Below are 17123 nucleotides of genomic sequence, written 5' to 3' on the forward strand. Positions count from 1 at the left end.
TTACAAAACAAATCTATATAGTTCATTTCACTCAAACAGCTCGTTGATCAATGGAGCGATGCTAAAAATTTTCAGAAAGTCTGTCTCAGCGCAATTCATATTAGCATGTGTATCAGTAGTAATTACCTGCTCAATTAATTGGCAATCCTGTAGCTTTTGCAATCCATTATTGATAAAAAGTCCGTGCGTGGTGATTACATAAATTTTACTTGCACCAGCTTCCTTATAAACTTTGGCTGCGTTGATAATACTGCCTCCCGAGCGGATCATATCATCATAGATCACTACGATTTTACCTTTTACATCAGCATTCACTGCACTGATTTCGGTTTTATCTCCTGATAATCTTCTTTTCAATAAAAAAGCAGCATTTACACCAATATCATTGGCTAAAGATTCCACCCACTTGGCCCGGCCTGCATCTGTACTGGCTAAAACAAAATCCTTTCCTCCCACAGATTTGGCGGCTTCAATAATCAGTTTCTTGCAGTACACATGGAAGGGTTGCAGGTCATTCTCAAAGTAATGCGGAATACCTTCCGTATGTAAATCAAATAAATAAATTTTGTTGCCTTTGTGACTTTTCGGGATAGAAGAGAGCAATCGGGCACGGGTTTTAGCAGTAACAATTTCGCCTGGTTGAACGGCACGCTCCATAGTGGAATAGCCGAAATAAGGGACTACTATGCTGAGTGAGTTGGCTCCATAAGCCACTAAAGAGGATGCAAGGTCGTACAATTCCATAGTCTCCACATCATTTAAAGTTCCTCCGATTAGTACCAGATTTCTGTTTTCTACATTGCTCAAAATCCTTTGGTACCGCTCACCATCATTAAAAGTCTTTACTTCCACTTTACCCCTTTTGAAATTTCCTTCTGCCAGAACTTTTTCAGCCAGGTATTTATATTTTGATGTATGGAATAATATTTTTTTCATGACGATTTTTGTTGTGCTTTAATGACCTCCGGATATTGCTCTAATGCAGATATTACTTTTTTCCAATCCGACAAAGCATCGAATCCGGCTTTATCTTCAAAAAGCACATTAAAATAAGGCTTTTTTGAATAGTTACCATATCGCTTGTTAATCACTTCCGGATTTTCATTTACATAGGAGAAATAAATATTGTGCGCTGCAAATAACGCACAATATTTCTCAATTTCAGAAGGATGTGAGCAAGTATATAAGATACAGCAGATATCTCTTCTACATGTTAAAGTCTGTAAGGCTTCTTTAGCCAAAGGATAAAATTTTGTCGGAAGCTCATTGTCAGACCAATTAGGTTCTAATATGGTCTCGTGAATATCAATTGCCCAATAGGTTTTATCCCATCCTCTGGTTTTAGCTAATTCAAATGCCTTTTTGATTGCTTTAGTGATCATATAATTACTTTTTCGGTTCTATCACCATTAGCGAAAACTAGAAGTAAGACACTATGGCAAGAAGTTATATAAAAGATTCTATTAATTATTATTTATGTAACTGCGGTTTTAATAATTATATCCTTTCTTTTGGCTTGACCCAAAAGAAACAAGGCCGGTTCTTCTAAGTAAGAGAGCCAAAAATATTATAGCATTTCTGTTTCAATAGCTGCATTCTCTCTAATCTCCTCAAAGCTATATTCTTTCAGAATTTTACCATTTTCAAAAACAGTAATTAGTTCATCAGAAATTTGAGGATATTCGTTAGGACTTACAGTTTGGTAGCTGTTGTTTAGTTGCACCAATTTTAATTTCCCCGCTTTACTAGTTTTAAAACTCTCTATTAATTCGCCTTTACTATTCAACTCCTTGGGTCTTTTTTGTACCAATACAGGTTTTCCGTTGATTTCAGCATAGCTGCATTTTAGAGCATACTTTTGCGTATCGCGATCCAGCTTTTGCAGTAATGCCCCGCCCATACCTAACACAAGATTTTCAGCACTAATCTTTTGCTGTTTTAAAGCAGTGTATATTTCCTGAATAGCTTCATAGTTTACACCATCTCCCTGAATTACTCTTACTTGAGGAGGTAAAACTTTATACCCTTTCTCGTTCTGAGTAAATCCAAATTGCTGGAAAAGTATTTCAAAAACTTTCAAAAGCGTCTGTACAGGATCACCACTATCTGGCCGGATTACAAGCATGCCGCTTCTTTCAAGAATTCTATCTTTAAATTCAGTGCCCCAATATTCTTTGCATGCTCTGAATATATCGTAGCTATCGGAAACACAAGCCACCACTCCGCTCGGAAATTCTTCCAGTACATGCTGAAAGACTTCTTTCTCTCCTTTTTCGCCTAGCAAAGTAACAATGCTGTGCTCAGTGGCAGGAATACTCTTTCCGAACACTTGTTTAGTCTTGTAATACTTTTGTGCAAATAGGGAGGCGTAGATTGTGTCGCTTCCATCAAAGTTAATGAGGTGGGCACTTCCACCTAGTCCGGCACTTTCAATACTGGAAGCTCCCCGGAAACCAAAATCATTTAGCACCAGTGGAATTCCGGCTTCAGTACCCGCTGAGGCAGTTTCTTCATAATATTGACTGATCACTTTCTTGATCTCCCGGCTTAATGTGGCCACCGTGCTTGGGTACCAGATTTGCATAAGAAGTGTTTCCAGAAAATTCGGTAACCAGTAGCATTCCGGGTCAGTGTTCTCAATAGTCATCAAAACATTTTTAACGGGAATGGCTTTACCTTCGGGAACGGCTTTTATCTGTACAGGCAATCTTCCATTGTGCTTATCCAGTATATATTGAAATTTACTTTTATTAAATACATCATTTCTACCAAAAACAGCATTCAGTATGGGCTCTGCTTCATCTAAATCAGCTTGAGTAAAAGCCTGGCCTTCCAGAAAGTTTTTCAAGAAATATTGTAGGCCATAGAATACTGTGTTATCAAATTTTCCACCTCTACTTTCCAGGTAACTATACACTTTCTGCGTGCCCGGGTAATAGAGTTTGTGATGAGAATACTTATAGGCATCCGCGAGTAAAATCAGATTATTAGTGCTCATAGCTTTATTATTTAATAGTTATATTGTATTTACTTTCAAGAAAATCAAACAGCATTTGATGTTCAGGAGAAAGCTTTTCTTCTTTTTTCATTTTGGGTAATTCAGTTATTTTGAACCATTGCAGTTCCTGGATGTCATCCTGAGCCTGCACAACTCCCTCTTTATAGTCGCAGCTAAAAAGTAAGGTGATTATTTGATCGACTTCATTTCTGTAGCGCCAATCATTTACTTTTGATGAAGTTTCATATTGAAGGTTTTCGACCAGCAAATCGCCACATTCTTCTTTCATTTCCCTTAAGGCAGCCTCTTCAAAACTGCTGTCTTCCGGGTCAGAAAATCCTCCTACTAATCTCCAGTTAGAGGAGATAGCCTTTCTACCAAGTAGAATTTCCGTTTTTTTATTTTTAAAAACAGCTACATCTACCGTTGGGTATACTTTGCTGTATTGATTGTGCAAGGCGTACAAAATTCCCGCTCTAAAATCCCTGGAATTAGATACTTTATCTGCATGTTTTTTCCTTAATTCAGTAGCACTATAATCACCATGTTCAGGTAATTCTACTACTTGTTTTTTACCGGAGTAGTACGGTATAAAGCTGTCTCTGCTTCCATATAAAGTAAACGACTCTGAAGGAAATGCACTTTCAAGCATATTGTCTAGATTTTTAGACCATTCCGCATCACTGGGATGATCGCTGAGCGGTAAAACTACTATTTCTTTAAATTCATTTTTGATCATTGTCTCCCTTGTGTAGAAGTCGTAAGGATTTTTGCGACTACTTCTGACCGGGCTAACACCCAATACAATGATGAGTTTGTCGTGCTGTTCTTTCACCTTTTGAATGAGTTCCATATGGCCTTCATGTAAATATGGTGTCTGAAATCGGGCTATTATTACTCCTGTTTGCATGATTAATTGCGTTAATTATACACAAATGTAAAAAGAGATTTTAAAGCTGCAAATTTATTTGCGTATTTTTTACACAATTATTTTGTTCTTATGTAAATCTTCTCCTCGTTTTCAACGAGGAGTTAGGAGAACTACGATTTTATCGTGGTTTTACTTGCTAAACAAGGAATTCAATTTCAGAATAGGTAAAAACCAAGTAGGGTTTAGCCTTTTTGATATTGAACTTTAATTGTAAATGAGCTTTGTGCCAGAGGTATCCCAATGGAACAAAAGCTCTTCCCTGCAACCCGCGATGCAATCGGGAGTCATTTAGTTATAAATGGAATTAGGTATTTAATCCTTAAACCTCAAAAGTGATCCCTTTCTGCTTCAGGTCAAAATACTTGGCTTCGTTGAATTGATAGAGAAAGCCCGGTCTTCCCGCTCCTTCAAGCTGCTGTCTTTCTTTGGTTTCTTCAATGAAACCATACTTCAGGATTTTCTTCTTAAAGTTTCTTCTATCAATGGGTCGGTCCAGTACGGCTGAATATAGTTTTTCCAAATCCGAAAAAGGGAATTTTTTATCGAGCAGCTCAAAGCCCACCGGCTCATAAGTTATTTTGCCTCTAAGCCTTTTAATGGCAACATCAATAATGTGAGGGTGATCAAATGCTAAGTCTGGAAGCTTTTTTATATTAAACCATCGGGCATCTATGGCATCTGTATCAGCTTCCAGTTGAAAGGCATCAGGCTTAATCAATCCGTAGTAGGCCACAGAAATCACCCGGTTTCTTGGATCTCGCTCAATCTTACTAAAGGTATAAAGTTGTTCCAGGTAGTTGATAGCAACACCGGTTTCTTCTTTTAGTTCTCTTTCAATGGCATCACCCAACGTTTCATTATTTTTCACTAACCCACCCGGAAGTGCCCATGAACTCTGGAAAGGTTCAATTTTTCTTTTGATGAGTAATATAGAAATACCCTCTTTTGCTTTGTAGCCAAATACCACAGCATCAACAGCAACTTTTATATTTTGTATTTCCTCCATTTTTAATTTATTCAAAGCTAGGAGAAAATATACTAAATTTTGGTAGCTAAAAGCAAAACATTTGTTGGAGGATGCGCAAGAGGTTCCATTTGTAAATTGAATAACTGCACTTTATCTTCAAATCTGTTGCTGGCAATCCATGGATTGGTATAGGCGTGAGATGCTTCTTTTATATGAAAGCCATTAGCTTCGAGTGTTTTCTTCCACTCAGAAAAGCTCCAGAAGCAAAAGCGCTCATGCATCTCACTATTCCAATTATCCTTGTAATCTTTGGTGAGCATGAACTCTGCAGCATCCTTTAATGCTAAACGAAAGTAAGTTTTACCCTCTATCAACACCTCTTCGTAGTATATCATGTCATTTTCAGACCTTCTAAAATCACTGCAGAACCTTTTAAATAGAGTAAAAGTGCTTAGCCCATCCAGATAATTAGCCAATTCCTTATTATCATTATAGTTTTCTTCGTAGTCTTCGTTTCTGCCATCCTCCTTCGTAAGCTGCATCAGAACAATTTGCTCACCATTTTCAGGGCCAATTACATCCCGGTTAATCCAGATGCCTCCGCTGCCTAACTCTTCATATCTATTAGAGATGAATTTGAGCAAATCCTGTCTGTTTCCATATGATTCTATTTCATGCGTAAGTGATGAAGTATGGATGGTATTCATACTTTCTTTTTCAAAAACATGAGAGGTGACAGCATTTTTCTGAGCAAAAAACACGTACGGATTACCAAATTCCCTATTGTTTTTTCTTTGCTGGCAAATGTCGTAGAGTTGCCGGGTTACCTCTATTCCATAAAAATCCGATTCGCGTAAGTGTGGATCTTCAGAAGCCTGCTTAATCCATGAGCCTACAGCACAGCCAATATCTCCAATAATTCCAGGTCTGATGAATTCCGCAGTTTCCTTGTATTTAATTTCAGCAATTTCATCCATCTGTCGCACATAAGAATTATAATCTCTCGATTCGGTGATGTCGCCATCTTCTCCAATAATAGGATCATTAAGGATATTCCTCACTTTTTCGTCCAGGCTGTAAGTGGTCCAGATTTTATAGGTGGAAGCATGGATCAGTGATTTTATATTAGATGATTGCTGCCAATCCGGATTTTCAGCAATTTTTTCTACCATTTCCCAAGGGAGAGCGGTTTTGTAAGACTGGTAATTTTTATCTTCGAGCTCAGCTGTTAATACTTCAAATTCTATTTTTTGATACATTTCCATTACTGGAGTTGAGCAAATCAAAAGGGTGTTACTACTGTTTAACACGAGCTTATGTTCGCTCTGATGATTAATCTGCTTTAGTGTATAGGAAGCGAAATCTTCTAAATTACCAACATCATCAATCCCGAAAACATATGTTTTGACAGGGATATTCTCACAAAAATCCTGGATCATCATGGCCCTTAAATAAAAAGGCACAGGATTTCTTTTGGTGCCGCTGTGGTTAGCCGAGGTTACAGCAAATATAATTCCTTCGATAGTATCTTCACCATATTTTTCAATTAGGCTTAGTAGATAATCATACTGAAATTGCGTGAGCAGGTGGTGCCTGCCGGGAAAAAGTAGGTACATGGATCTTCTTAACTAGAAAGTAAAGAAAATACTATTCCAACATTTATACAATTAATAATTACAGGCATATCAGTAAGAGCTTATTAAAGAAAATGCTTAGTTTACTTCTTAGCGCCTTCTTTTTTTTTAAAAATCAAAAGATTTACAATAAAATAGGTTTATTTAGATTGTGCAAAAAAGTATATCAATGAAGAATAATGCCAGCTCCACTTTTTCCTATAAAATATTAGCGCTTGTAGCAGGACCTTTGCTATTTACACTTATACAACTATCTAATCCTCAATTCTGGTTTGCTGAAACAGGGTGGGATGTCTTTTCGGTGGCTCTTTGGATGGTGGTTTGGTGGATTTTCGAGGCGATTCCGATTTTTGCCACAGCACTATTACCTATGGTATTATTGCCTACAATGGACGTTTTTAAGTTGTCTGAAGCTACTGCGCCCTATGCAAGCCCTATTATATTTCTCTTCATGGGAGGTTTTATGTTGGCACTGGCACTGGAAAAACATCAGTTGCACAGGAGAATTGCTCTCAACCTCATAAAGCTTACAGGAACAAAGGCCAATGGAATAATTATGGGCTTTATGCTGGCCACGGCAGTACTCAGTATGTGGATTAGCAACACAGCTACTGCTGTAATGATGTTACCAATTGCCTTATCTGTAGTACGTCTTCTTGACAGAAATGAGCAGACCTTTTCAGGTTTTGCTAAATTTAAAACTGCTCTTTTTCTAAGTATAGCTTATGCTGCCAATGTGGGAGGTATGGCTACTATAATCGGTACGCCTCCCAACGTAGTACTGGTAGGGCTGGTAAAGAATATTCTGGATAGAGAAATTTCTTTTGCAGGATGGTTAATTATAGGATTACCTGTAGTAAGTATCATGTTGGTGTTAGTTTACTTAATGCTTACCAGAGTGCTTTTCAGGCATGGAATTGGAAAACTTGATCAGGCGGAGGATTTTATTGAAGCTGAACTAAAAGTTTTAGGGGGGTGGACGAAAGAGCAAAATTGTGTAGCTTTTATTTTTAGCTTAACAGCTATTTGCTGGATTGCTAAAAGTCAGATCAATTCGCTGATTGGATTTGATTTGCTGAATGATACCGTTACGGCTATGTCGGGCGGATTAGCAACTTTTATTGTTCCATTGAACAGAAAAGGCAAAATGCTCATGAGCTGGGAGAGTATGAAAGAGCTTCCATGGGGGATATTAATTTTATTTGGAGGAGGCATGGCTTTGGCAAAAGCAATGGAAGAGGCCGGTTTTGTGGATCAAATAGGTGTTGCCATTAGTCAGTATGATCAAATGCCAGTATGGGTTCTACTCCTTATTTTAACCGGTTTAGCATTATTTTTAACAGAACTCATGAGCAATGTAGCCTTAACTACTATTGCCATTCCTATGGTGATAAGTATAGCAGAAGGACTCTCTGTGGAGCCTCTTTTACTGGCTATTCCGGTAGCCATGGCTACCAGCTGTGCGTTTATGATGCCTATCAGTACTCCTCCCAATGCCATTGTATTTTCCAGCGGCTACATCAGCATAAAGCAAATGGTGAGAGCGGGATTTGTATTGAATTTGATCGCAATTCTGATCCTTTTTTTAGCAGGCCTTTATTTAGCACCTTTAGTATTTTAAATGTCCAAGTGGTAAATTAAAAATCAATTCATTTAATTCACTAAGTCATGCAAAAATCAGGTAAGCTCCTCCTTTTAATTCCGGCTATGTGGGCTAGTTTTTTGGATATTTTTCTCACAATTTTCTATCAAAAGTAGCAGTACTGGGCAGGCGATCTCAGCAAAGCTAATGAAGCGAATCCGATAGGAGGCGCTGCAAAACAAATGCATGTTTCAGGCATTTTTATTGTGCGTGGTGCCTGGTTGATTGTGATTCCGTTACTAGGTTACTATCTTCCAGGGAAACTCTCAAAAATATTTCTGCTCTTTGTGGTTATTGCGCATTTCACTGGTGCCTCAAGCTGGTTAACCCAAATATATGGATTTTGGTGACTGATCATCGTTTCAGCTTTTAATGCATTTCTTTATATTTTGGTAGATGACTACACAAGTAAAATAAGTTTAAAATAGATAATCACTGTTATGCAAATTAATCAACTCAAGGATGTGCCAGCAACTGTAAGTAATCAAAAGCTTTTGAAAAAACACGAAGCATTTAAAAAGCTAATTTTTGAATTGCAGAAAAGAGAAATTCCTATCTCTATATTGGCTGTTATAAATAAAGAGGTAGAAAAGATTAATGTTTCTTTAGTAGCAGAGAAGGATTTTTTAAAGCAGATGCGTAAATCTAAAAGCAAAATTCTTTCGCTGGTTGAGAAAGAGTTGAAATTAGTTACACGAAATCATTACAGAAATTTATGGCTTGTTTTGGGCATGTCTGCTTTCGGGCTTCCTTTAGGAGTTGTTTTTGGCTTCGCTGTAGATAATATTGGTTTAATGGGAATAGGATTGCCATTAGGAATGGTAATAGGAATGGCAGTAGGTACAGCTATGGATAAAAAAGCCAAAGAGCAAGGAAGACAGTTGGATGTTGAAATGAATTTTTGATGATGACCAAAACTCCGAACCTTTTGAAATGTTTTTATTGGTTTATTTCGGGTGTTTATCGAAAATTAATACAAATAGATATTGGTAAAATAAAATAATGTAGGATTACAGTTATATTAGCTACAGATTATTATTGTAACTAACAAATTATGACAAGAGGAGAACAACTGGAATTTTGCAAGCGTTGTACAAATAGAAAAATGGATATGCAACAAGGGTTACTATGCAGCCTGACTGGTCAGAAAGCAGATTTTACTGACCGATGCGAAAATTTCAATGAAGATACCACAGTAAAAGTTGACACTTCTCATTACAATGATGAGCCTTTAATAGCTCAGGATTTTGCCAGCACCTTGTCTTCCCAGGTTTTAGAAAAATTACGATTAGAACAAAACCTTCCGTTGGCTATATTGGCAGGAGTAGTTGCTGGGTTAGTGGGCTCAGTACTTTGGGCAATGCTTACTGTAGCAACAGGCTATCAGATAGGGTACGTGGCTATTGCGATAGGTGCTGGAGTAGGTTTTTCTATGCGTTTTGCCGGTAAAGGAATTGATCAGATTTTTGGAATAACTGGGGCGGTAATTGCAGTTTTAAGTTGTGTAACTGGTAACTTTTTAAGTTCAATTGGCTTCATCGCTGATTACGAATCTCTGGGTTATTTTGAAACACTTACAATGTTTGATTACAATTATTTAATACCGCTTATGAAAGAAACCTTTAGTGTGATGGATGTTATTTTTTATGGAATAGCAGGCTATGAAGGATATAAATTTGCCTTCCGCAGCTTCACACAGGATGACATTAGAGTATTAAAAGGCTAAATACCTGAAGTGTCTAAATGTACAAACTCAAAGACTACTCCAGAAGTCATAATCCAATTGTTTTGTAGCATATTTTTATTGGAATTGACCGTGGGGTAGCTTTTGCTTATATTTTAAAGGTGTTTTTCTTCACTAGCCATTCGAGTCACTAATAAAAATAATTACTTATTATAAGGCTTAATAGATGATAACATGATAGATTTGAGCTTTGTATGAATAGAATAATGCCACGAGCATGGCTTAATTGAAATATGGCAGACAGTCAAAACCAAATAGATAATCTGGTCCGGAAACTGGAAATACTGTTGCAAAGACAGGATGATTTCTCAAGAGAAATTAACGATTTACGGACTGAAATCAATAGCCTGAAAGCTTCCAGTTTATATGAATCGCCTGAATTTGGTAAGACAGTGGCAGAAACTGACAATGCTCCGCTTATTGCGGATAAGAAAAAAGAAACCTTCTCAGAATTTCGGAAGTCTCTCCAGCCAGCTAAGTCTGAGCCTTTTTTAAAACCAGAATCCCAAAAAAGCTATCAAATAAAGTCAGATTTTGAGAAGTTTATAGGGGAAAACCTAATCAATAAAATTGGAATTGCCATTACGGTGATTGGAGTAGCTATTGGTGCTAAATACTCTATAGAAAACGATTTAGTTAGCCCTCTCACAAGGATTATTTTTGGTTATTTAATCGGAATAGGCTTAATAGGCTTTGGCATGAGATTAAAGAAAAACTACGAAAATTATAGTGCTGTTTTGGTAAGCGGTGCTATAGCTATTCTATATTTTATAACGTATTCCGGCTATAATTTTTACCATTTATTTCCTCAGAAGTTGGCATTTTTAGTGATGGTAATTTTTACAGCCTTTGCTGTTCTGGCCGCTATTAATTACAATAAACAAATTATTGCTCATATTGGACTTGTGGGTGCATATGCTATTCCTTTTCTGTTAAGTGAGGGGTCAGGAGATGTTGCGGTACTTTTTACCTATATGGCTGTTATCAATATAGGTATTCTGGTTATTTCATTTAAAAAATATTGGAAAGAACTATATTATTCTTCCTTTTGCTTTACCTGGCTTATATACTTTTCCTGGTTTGCTTCAATAGGTAAGCGTGGAGATTATTTTAGTTTGTCCCTGATTTTCCTTTTTATATTTTTCACGATATTTTACATGTCATTCCTGGCTTATAAAGTCCTTCAAAAGCAACAGTTCCAAAAAGTTGATATTTTATTATTAATAGCAAACTCATTTGTTTTTTATGGCTTAGGTTATGCTATACTGGACAAACATGAAATAGGAGAGCAACTTTTGGGCCTCTTTACCTTAGCAAATGGGATAATCCATTTTCTGGTAAGCATTATTCTTTTTAGGAAAAAGTTAGCAGACAGGAATCTGTTTTATTTGGTAGTGGGATTGGTGCTGGTTTTTATCACATTAGCGATTCCGGTTCAACTGGATGGTAGTTGGGTGACAATTATGTGGGCAGGAGAAGCTGCTTTATTATTCTGGATTGGCCGTACTAAAAGTGTGCCGATCTATGAAAATCTGGCTTATCCTTTGATGGCGTTGGCATTTTTTAGCATAATACATGATTGGAGCACAGTACATGATTTATTTCACTATGAAACTTCAGCTGTAACCAAGAATGTGACTCCAATATTTAATGTTAATTTCCTCACGGCCATATTTTTTGTTGGGGCTTTCAGTTTTATTTATTTTCTCAATTCACGTAATGAGTATACTTCAGCTTTAAGTGAGAGAAAAGAGATTTCAAGAATCATTTCTTTTTCTATTGCTACCATTTTGTTTTTCTCAATATATTATATGTTTCGATTGGAGATAGCCTTTTACTGGGATCAACTGTTCATTGACTCTCTACTGTCAATCCCTGCACAAGACGGAGATTATCTTAATCGTTTTAATAATTATGATTTGCTGAAGTTTAAAGCCATCTGGATTATTAATTATTCATTGTTTTTTGTTTCTGTCCTTTCATTCGTCAACTATAGCAAACTAAAGAAAAGGCAATTAGGGCTAATAAATATGTTTCTGACGGCCTTAGCAATAGTAGTATTTTTAGTACAGGGGCTATATATTCTGAGTGAACTTCGCGAAAGTTATCTCAATCGAGCTTTCATTGAATATTATAAAATTGGCTCATTTAATCTTGCCATCAGATATGTTTCGTATGCATTTATTGCTATAGCATTTTTTACAGTTTACAAATATCTCAGTCAGGAATTTAAGCAGGGGATACTTAAGAGGATTTTCGATTTGGCCTTATTTATTTCTTTAATATGGATTTTTAGTAGCGAATTAATCCATTGGATGGACCTTTATAATAACTCTCATTCGTATAAAATTGCTTTGAGTATATTATGGGGAGTTTATTCCTTACTGACAATTTCTTACGGTATTTGGAAGAAGAAAAAGCATCTTAGAATGGGAGCTATAGTGATGTTTGGTTTAACCTTAATAAAGCTATTCTTTTATGATATTTCTCATCTGAACACTATTGCCAAAACAGTTGTGTTTGTCGTCTTAGGTATTTTACTTCTGATTATATCCTTCCTGTATAATAAATATAAACATATTATTTCTGATGAAGTTGAAAATTAAATGCTGTTTCTTGTTGCTTTTACTTAACGCTTCGGTTGGCTATGCACAAAATGAACAGTATAAATATAAACGTGAAATCCATGGTGTTTCAAACTTATGGCATAAAATTATACTGCCGGAAGAAATCTTCGGGAAAATTTCTTCAGATTTTGCAGATATCAGAATTCTCGGAATAACAGAAGGCAATGATACAATTGAGGCTCCATATTTACTTCAAATTGCCAGAGAACAAACCAAGCAAAGTGAAGTAGCCTTTGAGAAACTTAATACTTCCTATACTGATGAAGGATATTATTACATTTTTAAAGTGCCTGTAGAGAAAGAAATTAATCAGGTTCAATTAGAATTTGATAAGGAAAATTTTGATAGAACAATAAAGCTAGAGGGGAATCGAGATCAGGAAGAGTGGTTTACAATCTTAGATGATTATAGAGTTCTAGCCATAAAAAATGACTTAACTGATTATGAATTTACAAAAGTTAAATTTCCCAACTCAAATTATATCTTTTTCCGATTATTATTGAAAGGACAAGAGAAGCTTGAACTGTTAGCAGTAAAAATGATTCAAAATGAAATTAGTGAAGGCAGATATAATACTTATCATATTGATGAAATATCAGTTGAGAAAAACAAAGAAACCACAGAAAGCATTATAGAATTTGAATTGCCGGCAGTGATGCCTGTTAGTTATCTTAAAATCAATATTACGGATAGTATTGACTACTTTAGACCCATTTCTATAAAATATCTTTCAGATAGTGTTGAGACGCAACAAGGCTGGAAGTACAAATACCAAACCTTGACTTCTGGTACCCTCAATTCACTTCAACAAAATGAGTTTACATTTAGTAGCGCTAAGTTGCAAAAGATTAAAGTAGTTATTTATAATGGAGATAATAAGCCGTTAAAAATTGATGCTATAGTAATGAAAGCTTATGTACATGAATTAGTAATACGATTTAATGAGCCTGCTAAGTATTTTATGACCTACGGAAGGGATTCACCAGGTAGGGCACAATATGATATTAAGTATTTTGCCAATAAAATTCCTGACGATTTACGCACATTGGAAATCGGAGATGAAATCATAGTTGAAAGAAAAAAAGTGTCGATAGCAAGCCCTATTTTTGAAAATAAGGTTTGGCTGTGGTCAGTAATGGTAATTATTATTATACTACTTGCATGGTTTTCGATTAGCATGCTAAGAAAGAAATAGCACGAATTGTCTTTGACATATTGCTGCTCACTCCACCACAGTAATCCTCACTTTTTTCTTTTTGAGTTTACTATTATTTAACTCTTTAATAATCAGTTTTACCCTCTCAGCCCTTACAGCCACAAAGGCACAGTCTTGCTTTAGCTCAATTACGCCAAGTTCTTCTTTCCTGAGGTTTCCTTCCTTTAGAAATAGACCTGCTATGTCACCTTTCGAAATTTTATCCTTTCTGCCACCGGAAATAAATAGGGTAGTCCATTCTACTTCGTCATTAATCTCTTCAGGCTTTATTTGCTCCAAAGTAATCGTTTCGGCATCAATAAAATCCGGGAGTTTTTCATCTACACCCTGCAACACATAAGCTGTTCCTGATTGGTTCATTCGTGCAGTACGGCCATTTCTATGAGTAAATTCTTCAGCTTTTACTGGTAAATGGTAATGGATAATAAATTTTATTTCAGGCACATCTATTCCTCTTGCGGCTAAATCTGTAGCGAGCAATAAATTGTAAGTGCCATTCCTGAACATAATCAATGAGCGCTCTCTGTCTCTTTGTTCCAGCCCACCATAGAAATTACCATGGCTAATGTTGATTTTGGCTAAGTAATCACTCACTCTTTCAATACTATCTTTAAAGTTGCAGAAGATAATACCCGGCTGGTTACCCAATTTTTGAACTATTAAACCTAGTGTTTCCAGCTTATCTTTAGCAGGTGATTTCACTATTTTAACAGATAATTCATTGACACCCTCCTTTAAGTAATTGATATAAAAGGGCTGTCGTAATGCCATGAAGGCTGGCAGTTCCCCGGCTTTCGTAGCAGAGGTTAGTATCTTTTTTTGCACATTAGGCAGGCTCCATACAATCTCTTTCATTTCAGCTTCAAACCCAACCTCTAATGATTTATCGAACTCATCCAATACCAAAGTATTGATGAAATTGAGTGGGAAAGTTTCTCTTCTTATATGGTCGGCAATTCGACCGGGAGTACCTATTAAAATGGCAGGTTTGTGCTTTAAATCTTCTTTGTCTTTGGCTCCGGCTCTTCCGCCATAAATGGCATTAGCTTTAAAGCCACTTCCCATTTCACGTACTACCTGCTCAATTTGTAAGGCTAATTCTCTGGAAGGTACTAAAATTAAAGCCTGAACCTCTTGAAGCTTAACACCTAAAGTTTCAAGAATAGGTAATAAGAAAGCAATTGTTTTACCCGTTCCGGTAGGTGAGAGTAAGATGGTTTCTTCGGCACCTCTTATAATTTGCAAGGCTTCTTCTTGCATTGCATTGAGCTGGGAAATACCCATTTTAGCTAAAATTTCCTGCTGATTTTTTATTGCTTGTGCCATGTTGCAAAGCTAGGGTTAAATTATGGATAATTTGAACTAAAGCTTATTCAATAGGAAAAGAATAGATATGCAACTAATACGGTTAAGATAATAGTTTTAGGAATTGATTAAGTAAATGTGGAGAGAGAAGTCAGTGCTTATTAGCCAACTGTCCGCAAGCTGCATCAATATCTTTGCCGCGGCTTCTTCTTACGTTTACAGTTACTTTGTTCTTCTCTAAAAAAGCTGCAAATGCATCCAGTTTATCTGCCCCTGTGTTTACGAAGTCTGCCTGGTCAATTGGATTATATTCTATCAGATTAACTTTAGCAGGTACGTATTTAGTAAACTGCCAAAGCTCTTTGGCATCTTCCAGTGTGTCGTTAAAATTATCAAACACGCAGTATTCGAAAGTAACTCTATTCTTGGTTTTTTGATAGTAGTATTGCAAAGCATCCCTCAAAATAGGAAGGTTATTACTATCATTGATAGCCATAATTTTGCTACGCTTATCATCATTAGCTGCATGCAGGGAAAGTGCCAGGTTAAACTTTACATCATCATCAGCAAGCTTCATAATCATTTTTGAAATTCCCGCGGTGGAAACTGTAATCCTCTTTGGAGACATATGCAGCCCTTTTTCAGAAGTAATATGTTCAATTGACTCCAATACATTTTTATAGTTCAGCAGTGGCTCCCCCATTCCCATGTATACAATATTGGTTAGCGGAATGCCATAATGCTGTTCAGCCAGCTCTTTAATCATCACTACCTGATCGTAAATTTCAGCAGCTTCCAGGTTTCGCATTCTTTTCAAGTATCCGGTAGCACAAAACTTACAGCTTAAAGAACAACCCACCTGAGAGGAAACACAGGCCGTCATTCTACTTTCCGTTGGAATTAAAACGCCTTCCACTTCATTGCCATCATGAAGGCGAAAAGCTACTTTAATGGTGCGGTCATTACTCACCTGCTTGGATGCAATAGTAATCCTGTTAATACAGAAGTTTTCACTTAACCACTCTCTCAAATCTTTTGAGAGGTTAGTCATGTCTTCAAATGATGCAGCAGACTTTACCCATAACCACTCGTAAATTTGCTTGGCTCTGAAAGCCTTTTCTCCTTTAGCGGTTAGTTCTTCGGCTATTTCTTCCACGGACATTTTTCGGATGTCCTTTTTTGAAAGGTTTACCTCAATAATTTCTTTAGGTAGTAAAGTAGCTTTTTCCTCCGTTTGCATCATGCAAATTTACATTAATTAGCCCACATAAGCAGAAAGCAAATAAAATAGTTCACTCAGGCAGTGAATTTACAGAGAAAAAACCTTTAGTCAGAAATCCTTTTTAGGCAAAAAGATTAATTTCCCTAGCCAGTCCTTCTTCATCCAGAACAGCAATTTTCTTCCCTTTGATATCTATTAGGTTGTCTTTTTTGAATTCTGATAGTAGTCTTATTACTGTTTCAGTAGCGGTGCCTACTACCTGGGCAAGATCCTCACGGGTTAAGGCAATGTCAATTTCAGTTTTCTCATCGCCATCAATACCATATGAGTTTTTAAGCATCAGCAAAGTGGTGGCTAAACGTTGACGAACCGTTTTATTAGCCATGTCAGCCATTTTCTGCTCCATTATTCCTAAATCGTGGCAAACAGCCTGCATTAATCTGTTTTGGAAGTTAGTGTCCTTGCCTATTAATTCTTTAAAACTACTTTTAGGAATAAAACAAACTTTAGCCTCTTCCAGAATAGTTGCTGAAGAGTTGTAGTTTTCTCCGGAAAGTAAAGCTCTATAGCCCAGAAAATCTCCTTCTTTCGCCAGCCTTACAATCTGCTCACGTCCGGAATCATCCGTTTTAAAGATTTTCACTTTGCCCTCGCTGATACAAAATAAGCCCATAGGTAAGGTACCTTCAAGGAACAAAATCTGGCCTTTATTGTGGGATAGTGTACTCTTTTTCTCTGACAAAGTACACAGCGCCTCATGAGGTAAATCATTAAACATGGATTTTCGTCTGCTTAAGCACAATTCGCAAGGAATATTCTTAACTTTTTTGGACATAA

General features: G+C 36.6%; 14 protein-coding genes. 5 read left to right on the forward strand and 9 right to left on the reverse strand.

Going from position 1 to position 17123, the window contains the following annotated elements; all coding sequences use genetic code 11:
* Positions 1–27: 27 nt before the first annotated feature.
* From IEV85_RS12255 to IEV85_RS12280, 6 genes are all read right to left on the reverse strand, one after another.
* Positions 28–936, reverse strand: a complete 909-nt coding sequence (locus IEV85_RS12255) for a ribose-phosphate diphosphokinase (protein WP_188463707.1) — start codon at positions 934–936, stop codon at positions 28–30.
* The gene (locus IEV85_RS12260) at positions 933–1382 is read right to left on the reverse strand and encodes a hypothetical protein (RefSeq protein ID WP_188463709.1); all 450 of its coding nucleotides are present in this window, start codon (positions 1380–1382) and stop codon (positions 933–935) included. The genes IEV85_RS12255 and IEV85_RS12260 overlap by 4 nt, the downstream gene beginning before the upstream one ends.
* A gap of 185 nt (positions 1383–1567) precedes the next feature.
* On the reverse strand, positions 1568–2998 hold the full coding sequence (locus IEV85_RS12265; protein ID WP_188463711.1) for a nicotinate phosphoribosyltransferase: 1431 nt from the start codon (positions 2996–2998) through the stop codon (positions 1568–1570).
* A gap of 7 nt (positions 2999–3005) precedes the next feature.
* Positions 3006–3908, reverse strand: coding sequence for an NUDIX domain-containing protein (locus IEV85_RS12270; protein WP_188463714.1), 903 nt, complete (start codon positions 3906–3908; stop codon positions 3006–3008).
* Positions 3909–4248: 340 nt separating this feature from the next.
* Positions 4249–4935 (reverse strand): NUDIX hydrolase, encoded by a 687-nt coding sequence (locus IEV85_RS12275; protein ID WP_188463716.1) that lies wholly within the window; start codon positions 4933–4935, stop codon positions 4249–4251.
* A 32-nt stretch (positions 4936–4967) separates the two neighbouring features.
* Positions 4968–6512 carry a class I SAM-dependent methyltransferase gene (locus tag IEV85_RS12280; protein WP_188463718.1) on the reverse strand — a complete coding sequence of 515 codons (1545 nt, stop codon included), beginning with the start codon at positions 6510–6512 and terminating at the stop codon, positions 4968–4970.
* A gap of 187 nt (positions 6513–6699) precedes the next feature.
* On the opposite strand from IEV85_RS12280, the gene IEV85_RS12285 reads away from it, so the two are divergent.
* From IEV85_RS12285 to IEV85_RS12305, 5 genes are all read left to right on the forward strand, one after another.
* On the forward strand, positions 6700–8151 hold the full coding sequence (locus tag IEV85_RS12285; RefSeq protein ID WP_188463720.1) for an SLC13 family permease: 1452 nt from the start codon (positions 6700–6702) through the stop codon (positions 8149–8151).
* Between the two features lie 461 nt (positions 8152–8612).
* The gene (locus tag IEV85_RS12290; RefSeq protein ID WP_188463722.1) at positions 8613–9077 is read left to right on the forward strand and encodes a hypothetical protein; all 465 of its coding nucleotides are present in this window, start codon (positions 8613–8615) and stop codon (positions 9075–9077) included.
* Between the two features lie 149 nt (positions 9078–9226).
* Positions 9227–9898 carry a hypothetical protein gene (locus IEV85_RS12295; RefSeq protein WP_188463724.1) on the forward strand — a complete coding sequence of 224 codons (672 nt, stop codon included), beginning with the start codon at positions 9227–9229 and terminating at the stop codon, positions 9896–9898.
* A 251-nt stretch (positions 9899–10149) separates the two neighbouring features.
* Positions 10150–12522: a DUF2339 domain-containing protein gene (locus IEV85_RS12300; protein ID WP_188463726.1), complete on the forward strand. Its 2373-nt coding sequence runs from the start codon at positions 10150–10152 to the stop codon at positions 12520–12522.
* 13 nt (positions 12523–12535) lie between these two features.
* Positions 12536–13738, forward strand: a complete 1203-nt coding sequence (locus IEV85_RS12305; RefSeq protein ID WP_188463728.1) for a DUF3999 family protein — start codon at positions 12536–12538, stop codon at positions 13736–13738.
* 27 nt (positions 13739–13765) lie between these two features.
* Here the strand turns inward: IEV85_RS12305 and IEV85_RS12310 are convergent, their stop codons facing one another.
* The 3 genes from IEV85_RS12310 to IEV85_RS12320 form a co-directional block, all read right to left on the reverse strand.
* Positions 13766–15085, reverse strand: coding sequence for a DEAD/DEAH box helicase (locus IEV85_RS12310; protein WP_188463730.1), 1320 nt, complete (start codon positions 15083–15085; stop codon positions 13766–13768).
* A gap of 130 nt (positions 15086–15215) precedes the next feature.
* Positions 15216–16304 carry a dual-specificity RNA methyltransferase RlmN gene (gene rlmN / locus IEV85_RS12315; RefSeq protein WP_188463915.1) on the reverse strand — a complete coding sequence of 363 codons (1089 nt, stop codon included), beginning with the start codon at positions 16302–16304 and terminating at the stop codon, positions 15216–15218.
* A gap of 103 nt (positions 16305–16407) precedes the next feature.
* Complete coding sequence (locus tag IEV85_RS12320) at positions 16408–17121, reverse strand: cyclic nucleotide-binding domain-containing protein (RefSeq protein ID WP_188463732.1); 714 nt, start codon at positions 17119–17121, stop codon at positions 16408–16410.
* Positions 17122–17123: the final 2 nt, after the last annotated feature.

The organism is Marivirga lumbricoides, assembly GCF_014636295.1.
Lineage (GTDB): Bacteria > Bacteroidota > Bacteroidia > Cytophagales > Cyclobacteriaceae > Marivirga > Marivirga lumbricoides.